Annotated in this window: 16 protein-coding genes and 1 rRNA gene; all 17 read right to left on the minus strand. The window is 43.7% G+C overall.

The genetic code is table 11. The features are described 5' to 3' along the window. Positions 1 to 292: ribosomal RNA gene (locus I4V84_RS18870) — 16S ribosomal RNA — on the minus strand; the annotation flags it as partial. Between the two features lie 516 nt (positions 293 to 808). Beyond that, positions 809 to 2,185 (minus strand): DNA repair protein RadA, encoded by a 1,377-nt coding sequence (gene radA, locus I4V84_RS18875; protein WP_195993146.1) that lies wholly within the window; start codon positions 2,183 to 2,185, stop codon positions 809 to 811. Continuing rightward, positions 2,179 to 2,592 carry an endosialidase gene (locus I4V84_RS18880; protein ID WP_148462737.1) on the minus strand — a complete coding sequence of 138 codons (414 nt, stop codon included), beginning with the start codon at positions 2,590 to 2,592 and terminating at the stop codon, positions 2,179 to 2,181. Before I4V84_RS18880 ends, radA begins: the two co-directional genes overlap by 7 nt. A gap of 179 nt (positions 2,593 to 2,771) precedes the next feature. Next, the gene (locus I4V84_RS18885; protein ID WP_195993147.1) at positions 2,772 to 5,231 is read right to left on the minus strand and encodes an ATP-dependent Clp protease ATP-binding subunit; all 2,460 of its coding nucleotides are present in this window, start codon (positions 5,229 to 5,231) and stop codon (positions 2,772 to 2,774) included. A gap of 62 nt (positions 5,232 to 5,293) precedes the next feature. After that, positions 5,294 to 5,665 (minus strand): GntR family transcriptional regulator, encoded by a 372-nt coding sequence (locus tag I4V84_RS18890; RefSeq protein ID WP_118579020.1) that lies wholly within the window; start codon positions 5,663 to 5,665, stop codon positions 5,294 to 5,296. A gap of 140 nt (positions 5,666 to 5,805) precedes the next feature. After that, complete coding sequence (locus I4V84_RS18895; protein ID WP_195477767.1) at positions 5,806 to 6,699, minus strand: SseB family protein; 894 nt, start codon at positions 6,697 to 6,699, stop codon at positions 5,806 to 5,808. Between the two features lie 279 nt (positions 6,700 to 6,978). After that, the gene (locus tag I4V84_RS18900) at positions 6,979 to 8,172 is read right to left on the minus strand and encodes an FprA family A-type flavoprotein (RefSeq protein ID WP_195993148.1); all 1,194 of its coding nucleotides are present in this window, start codon (positions 8,170 to 8,172) and stop codon (positions 6,979 to 6,981) included. 141 nt (positions 8,173 to 8,313) lie between these two features. Next, complete coding sequence (gene purD, locus I4V84_RS18905) at positions 8,314 to 9,588, minus strand: phosphoribosylamine--glycine ligase (protein ID WP_195993149.1); 1,275 nt, start codon at positions 9,586 to 9,588, stop codon at positions 8,314 to 8,316. Between the two features lie 10 nt (positions 9,589 to 9,598). Beyond that, positions 9,599 to 10,225 (minus strand): phosphoribosylglycinamide formyltransferase, encoded by a 627-nt coding sequence (gene purN / locus I4V84_RS18910; protein WP_118579026.1) that lies wholly within the window; start codon positions 10,223 to 10,225, stop codon positions 9,599 to 9,601. Continuing rightward, positions 10,219 to 11,244 carry a phosphoribosylformylglycinamidine cyclo-ligase gene (purM, locus tag I4V84_RS18915; protein WP_118579246.1) on the minus strand — a complete coding sequence of 342 codons (1,026 nt, stop codon included), beginning with the start codon at positions 11,242 to 11,244 and terminating at the stop codon, positions 10,219 to 10,221. Before purM ends, purN begins: the two co-directional genes overlap by 7 nt. A 129-nt stretch (positions 11,245 to 11,373) precedes the next feature. Beyond that, on the minus strand, positions 11,374 to 11,880 hold the full coding sequence (gene purE / locus I4V84_RS18920; RefSeq protein ID WP_195993150.1) for a 5-(carboxyamino)imidazole ribonucleotide mutase: 507 nt from the start codon (positions 11,878 to 11,880) through the stop codon (positions 11,374 to 11,376). Between the two features lie 140 nt (positions 11,881 to 12,020). Beyond that, the gene (locus tag I4V84_RS18925; protein WP_347709070.1) at positions 12,021 to 14,096 is read right to left on the minus strand and encodes an aminopeptidase; all 2,076 of its coding nucleotides are present in this window, start codon (positions 14,094 to 14,096) and stop codon (positions 12,021 to 12,023) included. A 95-nt stretch (positions 14,097 to 14,191) separates the two neighbouring features. Then, the gene (locus tag I4V84_RS18930; RefSeq protein ID WP_118579031.1) at positions 14,192 to 14,797 is read right to left on the minus strand and encodes an HD domain-containing protein; all 606 of its coding nucleotides are present in this window, start codon (positions 14,795 to 14,797) and stop codon (positions 14,192 to 14,194) included. A gap of 73 nt (positions 14,798 to 14,870) precedes the next feature. Continuing rightward, entirely contained in the window at positions 14,871 to 15,185 is a 315-nt protein-coding gene (locus I4V84_RS18935) for a DUF6142 family protein (protein WP_187566583.1), read from the minus strand. Between the two features lie 273 nt (positions 15,186 to 15,458). Next, a complete protein-coding gene (locus I4V84_RS18940; protein WP_226815282.1) occupies positions 15,459 to 15,920 on the minus strand; it encodes a VanZ family protein in 462 nt (153 codons plus the stop codon). A gap of 10 nt (positions 15,921 to 15,930) precedes the next feature. Next, positions 15,931 to 16,083: a hypothetical protein gene (locus tag I4V84_RS18945; RefSeq protein WP_173717277.1), complete on the minus strand. Its 153-nt coding sequence runs from the start codon at positions 16,081 to 16,083 to the stop codon at positions 15,931 to 15,933. A 79-nt stretch (positions 16,084 to 16,162) separates the two neighbouring features. Then, positions 16,163 to 16,837 (minus strand): orotate phosphoribosyltransferase, encoded by a 675-nt coding sequence (gene pyrE, locus I4V84_RS18950; RefSeq protein WP_118579037.1) that lies wholly within the window; start codon positions 16,835 to 16,837, stop codon positions 16,163 to 16,165. Positions 16,838 to 17,122: the final 285 nt, after the last annotated feature.

The raw sequence follows: 17,122 nt of genomic DNA on the forward strand, positions 1-17,122 counted from the left end.
TCGCCTTGGTAGGCCGCTGCCCTGCCAACTAGCTAATCCAACGCGGGTCCATCTTATACCACCGGAGTTTTTCACACGGAACCATGCGGTTCTGTGCGCTTATGCGGTATTAGCAGCCATTTCTGGCTGTTATCCCCCGGTATAAGGCAGGTTACCCACGCGTTACTCACCCGTCCGCCACTAGAAATAAATTAAATCGACCGAAGTTTCAATAAAGTATTTCCCGTTCGACTTGCATGTGTTAAGCACGCCGCCAGCGTTCATCCTGAGCCAGGATCAAACTCTCTGTAAAAGTGTTTGATGCACTCAAGACAACCAACTAGCTTAGTTATCTCTCGTCATTACTGTTATAAAAAGTTCATTCATTTGAATGATGATTCGTTAAGAATTTTCGAGAATCGTATGTGTTTCACTGTTTAGTTATCAAGGTTGTTTGTCTGTCATCTCTTTGCGACAGCTTGTTTACTTTATCATATCTTCCAAATCTTGTCAAGCACTTTTTTCAAAAGTTTTTGAGATTTTCAAGATCCTGTCTAAAGTTGTTTGTTTCTGTCGTTCTGTTCAAACGACTTGATTACTTTATTATAAGTTCAGTCATTTGTCAACAGTTAATTTAAATTTTCTGAAAACTATTTTATTTTTCAGTATTTTAGAAGCAATTCCTTGTGACAGCTTGTTTACTATACCACTGCCGCAAGGAATCGTCAAGCACTTTTTACAAAAAAATCCATATTTTTTCACAGGTTATCATTGCTTACTTTTTCAAGTATTATTTTTCTATATATTTTTACAAATGTAAACATAAAACCTATTTACTCATAATATACCGAATCGCCTCCTGAATCTGTCTCACATACACCAGCTTAATCCCATCAGCTTTTTCCACCGAGCTTCTGCACACTTCCGGCAGGATCACAGTGTCAAATCCCAGCTTTTTCGCCTCCTGCACTCTCTGCCCCGCCATACTTACGGCACGTACTTCTCCACTAAGTCCGATTTCACCAAAAGCCATCAATTTATCTGGAATTACAATATCCTTCATGCTGGATGCAATTGCCAGACAGATTCCAAGATCAATCGCCGGTTCTGTCATCTTCATACCGCCGGCAATATTTACGTAGGCGTCAGATGAAGCAAGGCGAAGTCCCACCTTCTTCTCCAATACAGCCATCAGAAGATTCACTCTGTTAAAATCTGTTCCCACTGCGGTTCTTCTGGGAATACCAAAATTGCTCTCGCAAACCAACGCCTGGATTTCCACCAGAATCGGACGTGTTCCTTCCATAGAGCAGGCCACTACACATCCAGATGCATTCTCAGGCCGTCCCTCCAGAAGATATTCAGATGGGTTGGAAACCTCCTCAAGACCTGAGCCCTGCATCTCAAATACACCAATCTCATTAGTAGAACCAAACCGGTTTTTTACAGCACGCAGGATTCGATAGGAGGCATGTCTGTCTCCTTCAAAATAGAGCACTGTGTCTACCATGTGCTCCAACACTCTCGGTCCAGCCACGTTCCCCTCCTTGGTAACATGACCAACGATGAAAATCGTGATTCCAAATCCTTTTGCAATCTGCATCAGTACATTGGTAGATTCTCTCACCTGGGAAACACTTCCCGGCGCAGATCCGATTTCTTCGTCAAACATGGTCTGGATGGAATCTATGATTGCTACATCCGGTTTCTTCCGCTCCATCACTTCACGCACTGTATCCAGATTGGTCTCGCATAAAAGCTGAAGATTCTCGTTGAAAGTACCGATACGATTCGCACGAAGCTTGATCTGACGCAGGGATTCCTCTCCAGAAATGTAAAGGACAGAGCTTCCATTCTCTGCCAGATTCCGGCACACCTGTAAAAGAAGGGTGGATTTTCCAATACCCGGATCTCCCCCCACAAGAACCAAAGACCCGGGGACAATGCCGCCCCCGAGTACTCTGTCAAGTTCCCCTATGTTCGTTGTCTGACGTTCATCCTCTTTCAGACTGATCTCCTTCAGAATCACTGGTTCAGACTGCTGCCTGGAAACGGACTTACCGCCTCTTGATGCCTTTTTCCCTGTGGATACAGGTTCTTCCGCAAAAGAATTCCAGGCCTTACATCCAGGGCACTGTCCCATCCATTTCGAGGATTCGTAACCGCACTCCTGGCAAAAATATACCATTTTTTTGTTTTTTAGCATTTTACAATTTTTACATCAACAGCTGAGCCATTTCCAAGCTCTACGCTGAAAGAAAGCTTTCCGCCAAGGTTGGTCTCCATTTTGCCTGTGCTTGCTCCGTCAAGATATACTTCATACTGAGCTTCTGCCTCAAGTTCAACCGTGATCTGTGCATCCTCCGGTCCTTCTACACGAAAACTCATCTGACTTCCATCCTGTGCAAGATCAAATACAGCGGTACCTGGTACGGACTCATAAACAAACATACCATTGCGTTCCAGCTTGGTGATCTCCTTGAATGTTTTTACTTTATACATATCTCCCTGATGGGGATAGTCTGAAACCTTTGATTTCTGGTTTTTCTCATAATCTCCAAAGCTGATGGTACCATTTTCCTCTGTACGGATCAGTTCCTTTACTACTGCCATGATGCTTGTCCTCCCTAAGACTCTTTCGTTATGTTCTCCAGCGGATTTCTCCTTGCCAGATCCTTTTCACCGGTTTCCCGATGTTGTACATATTATATAATAAAACTTTTTTCTTTGCCAGTACCTTATATAAAATTTATAGTAATTTTAGAAGATTACGTTACTGTTCAAACAGGATCTTACTTCACTATAAAACGAATTTCTTTATTTCTATACTGTACCTGCACGATGTCTCCCCGCTTGATCTTGCCCTCCAGGAGCTCATTTGCCAGCCGGTCTTCTATCTTGGACTGAATGGCCCGTCGAAGAGGTCTTGCACCGTATTTAGCATCAAATCCGGCTTCCGCAATATAATCTACTGCAGAATTCGTCACATTCAGATGAATATCCATCTGTTCCTCACAACGTTTTTCCAGTGATTTCAGGAGTAGAAGTACAATTTTACGGATTTCCTCCTTATTCAGGGTGTGGAATACCATAATCTCGTCAATTCGATTCAGGAATTCTGGTTTGAAAAGACGGCGCACTTCTTCCATAACGCCGGATTTCATTTTTTCATAATCCTTTTTCTCATCTTTCTGGGAAATAAACCCAAGCTGCTTCGGTTCTACGATTGCCTGTGCGCCCGCATTGGAAGTCATGATAATGATTGTCTGTTTAAAATCCACTTTTCTTCCGTGGGCATCTGTAATATGTCCGTCATCCAGCACCTGAAGCAAAATATTAAACACATCCGGATGTGCTTTCTCGATCTCATCAAAAAGAATAACACTGTATGGATTTCTGCGTACTTTTTCACTGAGCTGTCCGCCCTCATCATATCCCACATATCCTGGCGGAGAACCGATCAGCTTGGAAACACTATGTTTCTCCATATATTCAGACATGTCTACACGAATCATAGCCTGTTCGCTGCCAAATACAGCCTGAGCCAGCGCCTTGGAAAGTTCTGTTTTTCCAACGCCTGTTGGTCCCAGAAACAGGAAAGAACCAATTGGACGGTTCGGATCCTTCAATCCTACACGACCACGTTTTACAGCCTGAGAAACAGCACGAACCGCTTCCTCCTGACCAATCACGCGTTTGTGAAGTTCTTTTTCCAATTGAGCAAGGCGTCTGGTTTCTCCTTCTGTCAATCTTTGTACCGGAATTTTGGTCCAGTCGGATACAATGGAAGCTACGGCTTTTTCGTCCACTTTTCCGGATTTTCTCTGATTCTTCTTTTCTTCTTTTACTTGAAGCTGCTCAAGTCTGGCTTCTGCTTCCTTCTGTTTCTCCTGACATTCTTTGGCAAGACTTAAATAACCAGTTTTGATGGCACGCTCTTTCTCCTGAAGGATTTCCTGAATCTCACGGCTTAAATCCTCAATCTCGGAAGAAGCCTGATATCCGGAAAGCTGTACCTTAGAAGCAGCTTCATCAATCAGGTCGATTGCTTTATCCGGAAGAAATCTGTCGTTAATATAACGTACTGACATTTTAACTGCTGCTTCCAAAGCTTCATCTGATATTTCTACTTTATGATGTCTTTCATAGTATGGGCGAAGTCCTTTCAGGATCTTGTAAGCCTCCTCTTCAGAAGGCTCTTCCACGGTGACCGGCTGGAAGCGTCGCTCCAGAGCAGCATCCTTCTCTATATATTTGCGGTACTCTTCCAGAGTGGTCGCACCTATGATCTGCAATTCTCCACGGGAAAGAGATGGCTTCAGAATATTGGAAGCGTCAAGGGCTCCTTCTGCTCCGCCAGCTCCAATAATTGTATGAAGCTCATCAATAAACAGAAGAATCCCCTGATTCTCACGTACTTCATCCACAACCTTACGGATACGCTCCTCAAATTCACCTCTGTACTTGCTTCCAGCCACCATTCCAGACAGATCCAACACTACCAGTCGCTTGTCTTTAATCGTCTCCGGAACACTACCTGCAAGAATCCTCTGGGCAAGCCCCTCTGCAATAGCAGTCTTGCCTACCCCAGGTTCTCCTACCAGACATGGATTGTTCTTGGTTCTACGGCTTAAGATCTGGATCAGTCTGCTGATTTCCTTTTCCCTTCCCACAACAGGATCCAGTTTGCCCTCTGCTGCCATCTGGGTCAGATCACGGCTGTACTGGTCAAGTGCCGGTGTCAGGCTGCCTCCGGGATTTTGCATGGCCTTGGCAGCCTGGAACTCTTCCTGAATAGACTCATTGTCATAGCCCATGGCTCCAAGGACTGCTGCATAAAGCTTCTGGATATTCACTCCCATCGTATATAAAAGCCTGGTTCCAACACAGTCCGTCTCGCGGAGCATGGCAAGGAGCAAATGCTCCGTTCCGGCCTTCTCACAGCCAGAATTCTGTGCCTCTGCCACAGCACTTTCCAGAACCTTCTCTGTTCTCGGACTGTATGCCGGCTTCATTTCAATCTCAGTTACATTTCCCACTTCTGCCGGAGTCACCAGCTTGTCGATCAGTTCCACCAGCTTCTTGCCATCTACCTGAAATTCCTCCAGGACTCTTCCGGCAGTGCCTTCTGTCTCACTTAAAAGTCCCAGCAAAAGATGTTCTGTACCAATATAGCCCAGTTCAAAGTCAATGGCTGCTGCCTTTGCCAGTGTCAGGGCTGTCTGAGCCTGTTTCGTAAATTTATTTCGCATTGATCAATTGTTCCTCCTTACGCTAGTGTACAAACAAGTTGATTTCTCGAACAATCTCGCTTTTATTTCTCATATTCATCCAGGATCTCATCTATAAGACTATGCACTTCTTCCCTGGTCACATTATTGCAGCAGCCTCTTGCCAGCGCAACACGCAAATTCTGCTTCAGTTCCTCCATAGCCCTTAATTTATCCACATCCAGGCAGATTACCGCGCCTTTTCTTCTGTCAATGGAGACAAATCCTTCCTGGCGTAACAAGGAATAGGCCTTGTTTACTGTATGCATATTAATTCCAATGGTATCCGCAAGCTGTCTGACAGATGGAAGAGGATCTCCTTCCTGCAGCCGGGATGTGGCAATTCCCATAATGATCTGATTCATCAGCTGGGTATAAAGTGCCTCGTCACTCTGGAAATCTATCTCTATTACCATTTTATCCCTCCCTGTAAAAAACAGTGAATATTACAAAACAAAGGGACCGGAGTCATACTGCCCCGGTCTCTTCCTGTCTTTCGTAATAATCACTTCGTCTAAATATAAGCCATCTGCAAAGCTGGCAGCGCTCCCTATTCCTACTGAACCGGTGTCTCAGCTGCCGGTGCTTCTTCTGCCTTTACTTCACCCTCTGATGCCTTAGTCTCCTGAGCTGCTGCCTCAGCAGGCGCACTCTCAGCCGGTGCTGCAGCCGGAGGGATCTCAACACCCAGAATCTTTCCAAGCTGTACTCTGTCAAGGATCAAATTGAATCCCATCGGGTTGATCACAAATGCTTTCGCCTGGTTGATAATGAGACCTGGCAGTTTGGCAAATGGAACCTTGGCTGCCCGAAGCTTCTTGCCTCTTGCAAATTTATCAAATTCCATAACATCTGTAAAAGCCGGCTGAAGAATATCCCCCTGTTTGTTCTTAAGATATGGAATGTTAACCTTGGTCGGGTCTTCCGGATCAGTAGCCATAGCTACCAGGAATTCAGATTTCTTAAGGTTCACGATCAGCTCTTCTTCCATTTCACGAAGGTTCACAGTGCGCTCCTCTTTCTTAATCGGGCGACGGAGCTCCTGCATAAAATAGATACCGGAAAGCTGAAGAGTGGAATTAAAAAGTGGCTGCTTCTTCGGCTCAAGCTGGCTGAAATCTGCCTGTCTGGCAATTCTGGTAAGTTCAACCTCAATCTGATTCTCTCCATCAACCCATACTACACTGTTTACACCGATTGCATAAAGTGTGCCGTAGAATCTTGGGTAGTCTTTCTTCTCATATTTCATTCCCATAAGAAGAATCTTATCCTCTAATTTCTTCTTACCAAATGCTTTAATCTCTTCTTCTGTGGCAAATACCCACACCTGATCATTAAAGCTCTCCTGATCGCAAATTACATATGGAAGCTTCGTAGCCTGTGAATACGCTACAAAGATTTCGTCTCTTGTCTGTAATTCCTTAATTGCTTCCTGTTCAGTGATTCCCATGTCATTATCCTCTCAGTCCTGGTTTCCTGCTGTCGTATACGAAAATTCTATGAACCTTGTCCTGTCTGGCAGATTTCAAAACATATCGACAAAAACCTAATATAGGTTTTATTTTATAACAAAATTGCAAAAAAGTAAAGTCTAACCGTCAGTGTTTTTATGCAATTTTACCGCGTTCCATACTAGAACGTGTCCCAAAAATCATTTCTTCATGCTGCACGCCCCAATTTTCGGCATATCTTGTCACGCCTGGCATCCACTGATCCGACAAGCCTTCTCTTATTTTGTCATAAATTCTACAATCTTATCAAGCTGTGCCAGATGGTCTTCTTTCAGGGCAGACTTTACCGTTACCGTCTCTTCATAGATTTCCATATCTTTCATACCGGAAAGGATCTCTTTCATCTGCTTACCTGCAGTAGGCGCCCAGGTACCGTTTTCCAGGACTGCCACTTTTCTCTTCTGCAGATTGTGGGCAGCAAGTTCATGAAGCAGGGTTTCCATCTTCGGGAAAAGTCCTGCATTATAAGTCGGGCAGGCAAATACGATTCTGTCACAGCGGAATGCTTCCGCTACCAGATAGGAGGGATCTGTTACAGAAACATCATAAACCTTCACATTCTTCTCCCCTGCATCTGCCAGTCTGCCTGCCAGAACATCAGCTGCATTCTCCGTATTTCCATAAATGGAGGCATACATAACCACAACATTATGATCTTCAGGTGTATAAGTGCTCCATTTCTGATATTTGTCAATAAACCATCCAAGATCCTCTCTCCAGATAGGACCGTGAAGGGGGCAGATCATGGCGATATCAAGTGTAAGTGCCTTTTTCAGGGCACTCTGAACCGGTCCGCCGTATTTTCCAACAATATTTACCAGATATCTTCTAGCGTCATCCAGCCACTCTTCTTTAAAATTTACTTCATCTGCAAACACATTTCCATTCAGCGCTCCAAAAGTACCAAAAGCATCTGCGCTAAAAAGCACTTTGTCATATGCATCGTATGTAACCATTGCCTCCGGCCAGTGAACCATGGGGATCATGGCAAACGCAAGGGTATGTTTACCTGTACTGATGGTATCTCCCTCTTTGATCACAACTGCATGGGCGTCCACGTCAAAGGTAAAGAACTGTTTCATCATGTTAAAGGTCTTGGCATTTCCCACAACCTTCACTTCCGGGAATCTTCTTACCACCTCTTCCACAATTGCACAATGATCTGGTTCCATATGGTTTACGATCATATAATCCAAAGGTCTGTTTCCAAGAACATGCTCCAGATTTTCAAAAAACTGTCCGCTTACAGACTTGTCAACTGTATCCAGAAGCACGGTCTGCTCATCCAGGATCACATAAGAGTTGTAGGAAACTCCTCTTGGAATCGGGTAAATATTTTCAAAAAGGGCAAGTCTTCTGTCACTTGCACCGATCCAGTATAAATCTTCGTTTACTTTCTTCACATTGTACATAATGGTTCCTCCTAATGCTTTTGCTAAATAAATTCTGCAACACAGAATTCTCTGACTTTTGTATTTTCATCCTGTCAGGACTTCCATAACCAAAAACAGACAGGAAACACTCTTGTCTCCTGCCTATTTTATACCACTTAATTATGCTTCGTCAATTGCTTTTCCAATATCATGGCGCATATATTTATTTGCGAAAGTGATCCACTCTGTTGCCGCATAGGCATTTTTTCTGGCCTCTTTCAGATTGCTGCCTGTAGCTGTGATTCCTACAACACGTCCGCCGTTTGTAACGATCTGTCCATCCTTAAACTTGGTTCCGGCATGGAAACAGTAATATCCCTCTTTATCCTTGAAATTCTCAAATCCATACATCGGGATTTCTTTCTCATATTTCACCGGATATCCGTCACTTGCGAGAACTACACAAACAGCGGCATTGTCCTCAAACTGAAGATTGATCTGATCCAGAGTTCCATCAATGCAGGCTTCCATAACTTCTACAATGTCGTTTTTCATACGCGGAAGAACAACCTGTGCTTCCGGATCTCCGAAACGGGCATTGTATTCCAGTACCTTCGGACCATCTGCAGTCAGCATCAGACCAAAGAAAATGATCCCTTTAAATTCTCTTCCTTCAGCAGCCATTGCATCCACAGTTGGCTGATATACATATTTCCTGCAGAACTCATCCACCTCTTTTGTGTAGAAAGGACTGGGAGAAAAGGTTCCCATTCCGCCTGTATTTAAGCCCTGGTCACCATCCTTTGCACGCTTATGATCCTGCGCGGAGGTCATGGTTTTAATTGTTTTTCCGTCCACAAAAGAAAGAACGGAAACTTCACGACCAGTCATAAATTCCTCAATAACCATGGTATTTCCGGCGCTTCCAAACTTCTTATCTTCCATGATCTCTTTCACACCAGCTTCTGCTTCCTGAAGATTCTGACAGATCAGGACACCTTTTCCAAGAGCAAGTCCGTCTGCTTTGAGGACGATAGGGAATTTTGCTTCGGTGCGAAGATAAACCAGTGCCTTTTCCGGGTCATCAAAATTCTCGTATGCGGCTGTCGGAATGTTGTATTTCTTCATCAGATCCTTGGAAAATGCCTTAGAGCCTTCCAGGATTGCTGCATTTTTACGAGGTCCGAATACCCGTAAACCGCGGGATTCAAACTCGTCTACTATACCGCCTACCAACGGATCATCCATACCGATGATGGTAAGGTCTATCTGATTTTCCTGAGCAAAATCAGCAAGTTTTTCAAATTCCATAGCACCAATGTTCACACATTCTGCATACTCTGCAATTCCTGCATTTCCCGGTGCACAGTAAATCTTATCTGCCTTAGGGCTTCTGGATACACTCCATGCGATTGCATGCTCTCTTCCGCCGCTTCCTACGATCAGTACTTTCATAATCTCCTCCTTAATCGCTGATAGTCACAATATGATCTTCTACCGAAATCTTTCCATTGGCAATGAGATTAATTGCTTTCGGAAGGATCTTCCACTCTGCCTTTTCCATTACACTTCTCTGAAGAGACTGTGGGGTATCATCCGACTCGATTTTTACTGCTTTCTGCAAAATAATAGGGCCGGTATCTGTACCTGTATCCACGAAATGAACAGTAGCACCTGTTACTTTCACGCCTCTTTTTAAGGCAGCTTCATGAACATGAAGTCCATAGTATCCTACGCCGCAAAAGGATGGGATCAGGGATGGATGGATGTTGATGATCTTATTCGGAAATGCTTCCACGATCATAGGTGGAATTGCAACCAGATAGCCTGCAAGAACAATCAGTTCTGCACCGCTTTCCTGCAATTTCTTTAAAAGTGCCTTATGAAATTCTTCACGGTTTTCAAATTCTTTAGGGGAAATACAGACAGCCTCTATACCATGGTTCTTCGCTCTTTCCAGTGCGTAAGCATTTGGATTATTGCTGATCACAAGAGAAACTTCCGCGTTGGTGATCCTGCCGGAATCAATGGCATCCAGAATTGCCTGGAGATTGGTACCGCCTCCTGATACCAGGACAGCAACCTTTAGCATAATGTCACTCCCTTTTCTCCTGCTTCAATACGTCCTACTACGTATGGTGTCTCACCTGCTGCCTTAATTGCTTCCATAGTCTTATCTACATCAGCCGGATCAACTGCCAGAACCATACCAAGTCCCATGTTGTAGGTGTTGTACATCATCTTTTCTTCAATGTCTCCAGTCTTTGCAAGAAGCTTAAAGATCGGAAGCACCGGATAACTGTCTTTCTCAATCACGGCTCTTGTGCCCTCTTTCAGCATACGAGGTACATTCTCATAGAAACCGCCGCCTGTGATATGGCTGCATGCGTGGATCTTAACCCCTGCATCTTTAATGCTCTTAAGAGCTTTTACATAAATCTTGGTTGGTGCGATCAGGGCCTCACCAAGGGTAGTTCCAAGTTCATCATAATATGTGTCCAGAGACTCTTTTGTCATCTCAAACACTTTGCGGACAAGAGAAAAACCATTGCTGTGTACGCCTGAGGATGCCATTCCGATCAGCACATCTCCGGTATTTAAATTCTCTCCTGTAATCAGGTCTTTTTTATCAACAACACCAACTGCAAATCCAGCCAGGTCATACTCGTCTACCGGATAAAATCCTGGCATCTCAGCAGTTTCGCCGCCGATGAGGGCTGCGCTTGACTGGCTGCAGCCTTCTGCAACACCTTTTACGATCTCAGCAATCTTCTCCGGATAGTTCTTTCCACAGGCAATGTAGTCCAGGAAGAAAAGAGGTTCTCCGCCTGCACATGCAATATCGTTTACACACATTGCCACACAATCGATTCCAACAGTGTCATGTTTGTCCATAATAAATGCCAGTTTCAGCTTGGTTCCAACTCCGTCAGTTCCGGAAACCAGTGTAGGCTCTTCCATATCCTTGAAGCTATTCATGGAAAAAGCACCTGAGAATCCGCCGATTCCTCCAAGTACTTCTGGTCTCATAGTCTTTGCAATATGCTGTTTCATTAATTCTACTGATTTGTATCCTGCCTCAATATCAACGCCCGCGTTCTTGTAATCCATGCCTTTTTCCTCCCAGAATTTTATGGTTTCTATTATGGTGTTTATTATGTTTTTCATAGAAAGATCCTGCCTCGCAGGATTCTTCACCTGCATCAGCAGAAAAGGTTATTCTGCCCCTGCTGTATAATTCTATTTTGTATAAGCCTTATGTCCCACTTCCTGTAATTTCGCATCCTTGGCTTCGACCTGCTCTTTCAGCTCCTGGCTGTAGGCTTTCAGACGTGCAAGAAGCTCCGGATCGGATGTTGCAAGAATCTTCGCTGCAAGAAGACCAGCATTTGCCCCTCCGTTAATTGCAACAGTTGCTACCGGAATGCCGGATGGCATCTGTACGATGGAATACAGGGAATCTCTTCCCCCAAGTGATGTAGTGTGCATAGGAATTCCGATAACCGGCATCGGGAAAATCGCTGCGCACATTCCTGGTAAATGTGCTGCCATACCGGCACCTGCAATGATGACCTTAAATTCTTTTTCCTCAGCTGTCTTCGCATAATCAAAGAACACGTCCGGCTCTCTGTGTGCGGAGATGATACGCATTTCGTAATCAATCCCAAGTTTCTCCAGAATGTCTGCTGCCTTGCTCATTACCGGCATATCTGAATCACTGCCCATTACAATTCCTACTTTTGGCATAATATTCTCCTCTTTTAGTTATATTTAGAACTACCATTCGCGTAAATTCTACTAAGAATAACATTTTCTGTCAATACGATTGAGGCAAAGAAAAATTTTATAGGGCTAATTAATTTTGCTGTTAGATTTTAAACTTTCCTTTATTCCTCAAAAGGTTTATTCAATTCTTCCGTTCCGGCCAGCACAAATCTGCCATCCTCAATAATCGAAATTTTCTCCCCATTCTTTCCAGGAACACAGATGCTTCCCAATTCATCATAAGGAATGGTAATATCTGTATGACAGCCAAAGTACGCCTTGCTTATATCTTCTTTTCTCAAAATGGAGATTTCATTATCTCTTGCAATGATCTCTTTTCCATCCGGATTGTACACGGCAGTATCCTCAGACCAGCTGTAACAGGTATCACCTACTGCAAAATGAGGTCCCATTTTTTCTGCGATCAGAATAGGCAGCTTATCTGCAATGTTGTATTTCTTCGCAGCTACATAAGCCGTAGTATTCGTTCCGATTGCAAATTCACCCATTGGAAGTGTTGGATGATGGAACAGGATATTATCCTCAATATATTTTTTATTCTCTTCTTCATTTTCAAAATTCCCGCAGGAATAGGATGTAATTTTTCCATCTTTAAATTCAAGCTTCAGATCACGGAACTGAAGACCTTCCAGATATACCTGGCTTACATGAAGAAGACCGTCTGTTCTGGAAAGGACCGGGGAAGTAAACACTTCACCAACGGGAATATTTACATCCGCTACACAGTTCTCGAAATTGGACTGCTTCGCCGGGTCTGTAAGAGTGTGCAGATGTATCCTGAGATCTGTTTCATTTGCTCCTTTTCCCTTTACAGATACCCATTCTGCGGTATCCAGAGTATCGATAAGGGTCTGCTGGATTTTCTGGTAAAGCTGGTAATCCAGAGTGTTAATTTTCACGATCTGGCGGAAAATCTCCTCATAATCACCGCCGATCTCAGGAACCGGATATGCAATAATGGTAAAGCTTCTCTCATCACCTTTAATGTAGCGGTTTGTAATCTGTCCAGCTTCATTTTGCATCTCAATTTCCAACTTCTGCTGGGCATCACTGAACTGCCATGCCTCTTTTACACTCACCGGTGAAAACGGAGCTTCCCCAAATACCTCAATGCAGGCTGGACCAGCGTGAACATACGCCAGCTCCTTATATTTCTCATAGGAAGTCTGCAGGGCACGAAGGCGCTTCTGCACAAAATCCTGATCCAGAAAAAGTGCCCCGTCCTGTCGATGATCATAGTCAAACTGCGGGTTTGCAACAGCGCCTGTATAGCCAATTCTATAAGAGCCGCGCCTGTTTACCGCATGGGTCGGATAGCGATATATAACTGGCTTCAGCCCCATCTCCTCAAACTGAAGAACTGCCGCTTTTACCATACGTTCAAAACCAAGGTTGTAGCGGATATTGACTGTTTTCTTTTTGCTCAGGTCTTTGTGTCCATTTACAAATCCCAAACGGTAGCCCTCCGTATAAGTTCTTGCGCAGGAATCGATTTCTTCCTGGGAAAGACCGTTAAGAAATGCAGCCACTCCAAGTTCATTCTCTGTAATGCATTCTCCAAACAGATACAGGTAACGAAGGTCTGAAAAATCAGAATTCATGATAATTTTTGCCGCAAAATCCAGCTCCGGGTCCACGCACTCTCTAGTGCGGTACTCTATCATATCCTGGCAGTAATCATTTGCATAGGAATTTAAAATCCCCCTCAATTCTTCCTCTGTAGGAACCTCCTCCTGAGCAAAAGCGCCATAAACTTCCAGAAACAGCTCCAGAAGCACAGTTATGTCCCACAGCCTCTTTTCAAAGGCATAGACCACAATACCACGCAGCTCTGCATACAGGAAAGAAAAGTCTTTTCCGTATTCCCCAAGCTTTTCACAGGCATAAACCGGATTTCCGTAACTGTTTTTATAATTTTCCGGAAGGATATCTGCATACAGATCACGATTCAGTTCTTTCCATTCATCTATAGATAAATCAGCCGCATCTGCAAGTTTCCTTGGTTCCCTGGCTTCTCCCAAAAATACAACGCCATCCATAATTTCCACATTTTTTTCAAGAAAAGCAGCTGTTTTCTGGAAAAAGTCCAGATATGGCATCTGTACTGCTTTCTCCTCTTTGATCTCACATACTCTTTCTTTTGCAAGAGCATAACGTTCCATCAGTAATTCGTCCACACGTTTCCCTCACTTTTCATTTTTTTATACGAAGCTATCCATCACGGCACCGACAGCGCCTGTTTGAATAATTGTTTCCGCGATCAGCACACTTCTTATTCTTTTTTGGACATATCGTCGATCACATGTCCTTTTTCTACATGCTGATCAATCAATTCCTGCATATATTCCCAGATTTTTGGTGCTCCCTCACCAGTACGGCGGTTTCGTGTGTAAATCTGACTTTTCTTCACGCCATGCTCTACCCAGCTGATTCCATCTGTAGCATTGTTCAGAAAAAGTGGCTGACTGTTGTCCAGCATGTGCGCATATTTGGCCTCTGGTGTTTCATAAGCTTCGAACTCTTCCCAAAGATCATAAAGCCATTTTCCCTGGTCTTCCGGAAGAATGCCGTAAATGCGCTGTGCTGCAGCTTCTTCTCTTGTATGCTGGGTAGCTCCCCCAACAGCATCATAAGCATAGGTATCTCCTGCATCGATCTCTACCAGATCGTGAATCAGTACCATAGGAATGACTTTGGAAAGATCAACTTCCTCTGGTGCATATTCTTTCAAAAGTACTGCCATAAGTGCCAGGTGCCAGGAATGTTCTGCATCGTTTTCCTTGCGTTTTCCATCCGCCAGATAGGTCTGACGCATAATATTTTTCACTTTATCTGCTTCCAGAATAAAGTCCAATTGCTTTTTTAAACGTTCATCCATATATATTCCCCTTCCCCTGTCTGATCAATTATTATTGCTTTCAAACGGATTTCCACAATACATACGCCGTGCTCTACAATCCGGTCAGGTACACTCCGATCCACACGATCAGAAACAGTCCATTACTGATCGAACCGATAATACTGGTTTTATGGCTTTTGCCCTCCTCAGAAAAGCTGAGCAGTCCCATAATAAATCCGTATACGGAAAGAAGGGTGGCAAATAAGCCCACTCCTCCTACCAGAAACCCAAAGCTGTCATCCAGAAGATACGCCAGGACAACAGCCGTTATAAACAACAAAAAGGACGCTGCCGCCAGACCGGCAGACAGCTTCCCTTTTTTCGCTTCTTTTTTCTTTGTAAATGAATATCTATATCTTCTTGCCATAATGGAACTTTCTCCTAAATGGACATGTCTGCCCACGCAGGCATGTCAAAATATGAAAGTCAGCTGCTGCCATACAATATCCATAAATCTGCTTAGGTAAGCATGGCTCATTCATGGCTGCTATCCAGGACTTTCCTTCGAATATGATGTTACTGTTCACTTCGTTCACAGTAACACGCTTCGCGATGCACAGAAATCATGCTTTGCATAATTTCGCGCCGCAACTCTCGGGTTTTCTGTGAACTTTGTTCACAAAAAACACCTCGCGGAATGTTACCAGTGAACAGTAACAATATGATTACAGACGAAAAAAAGAACATACCCCAAGGTTGCCCCCAGGGTGTTCAAAATCATATCATCCACATCAAAACAGCCAACCTTCGTAACCAGCTGGATCACTTCCACAGTCAGACTTAATATAAATCCTGATACACAGATGAGAAAACCGCTGTTCATTCTTCGGAAAATAACAGGAAGGATAAACCCGAAAGGCAGGAAGCCTATCACATTTCCGAATATGTTGGAAAATACTGCAAATGTGCCAAGCTGCTCCCGGTATATCCAGAACCTTCTGATTTCCACAAAGGGAATCAGATTATACCTGTATACCCGTTGCGCCTCTGCCGCCCTGCCATATTCCTCTGAAAAGAACAGAAAATAGACAAGAAAGATTATATAGATGGCGAACAGCAGGATTCCCATACGGCGAATTAAAATCTTCGTTTCCTTTTTCAAAAAAATCCCCTTAAATCATCATATCGGATTTGCCCTTCAGAAGTCTGGCACCATTCACGATCATGAGAATACCAGTGGACACACCTGTCACCAGTGTGATGATCCCAAGTGCAATACTTCCGGCACCTACGCCAGATACGATTTTATAAAGCTTTTCACTCATCAGCATTTCCTCCTTTTATCATTATGCCGCCAGTTGCCGCAGCACACTTTCAGAATTTTTAATGCTGCATAGAATTCTCTTATTCTGCGCCGTACTGCTCATAGTATGCATCAATAGCAGCTTTTAATGTATCATCAATGATGACTTTCCCTTTATACTCTTTGTTGTAAAGATGCTCTACCACCTCTGCCATAGTTACAATAGCAGTTGTCTTAAGACCATATTTCTCCTCAATCTCCTTTAAAGCGCTCTTGGTACCCTGTCCGCGCTCCATACGATCTACAGAAACCACAAGACCGATTGGAGAAACATCACCCTGGGCTTTGATGATCGGCAGCGTCTCCTGAATAGAAGTTCCGGCTGTCGTAACATCCTCGATGATCACAACCTTATCTCCGTCCTCAATCGGGCTTCCAAGAAGAATTCCCTTATCCCCATGATCCTTTACCTCTTTACGATTGGAGCAATAGCGGATATCCTTGCCATACTCCTCGCTGATTGCCATTGTCGCTGCAACAGTCAGCGGAATTCCCTTGTATGCAGGTCCAAAAAGCACATCAAAATCCAGACCGAATTTGCTTTCAATTGCTTTTGCATAATACTGGCCTAATTTTCTTAACTGAGCTCCTGTACGATAAAATCCTGTGTTTACAAAAAACGGAGTCTTTCTTCCGGATTTGGTTACGAAATCTCCAAATTTCAATACATTGCAATCAATCATAAACTCAATAAATTCCTGTTTATACTGTTCCATTTTTATCCTCCTCGTATATGGACTGTATCTGTTATTGGTCTTTCTTAAAACATATTGGAAAAAACTCTTGCATACACCAGTTTCAAAGCAAAACCCGGTTACATTATTGTTCACTCCGGGAACAGTAATGTAACCGCTTCGCGCTCTCTTTATAGTAGCACAAAATATGAGCGTGGTCAAAATCTCTTTTAAACCGCGAAGTAAAACCTGGTACTATGTCAAGATTTAGTACAAGTTAAAATGAGGTTTTCCCCATCTTAACTTGCCATTGGCTCTTCGTTCTGT

This window comes from Ruminococcus sp. 1001713B170207_170306_F1 (assembly GCF_015668065.1).
GTDB lineage: Bacteria > Bacillota > Clostridia > Lachnospirales > Lachnospiraceae > Blautia_A > Blautia_A faecis.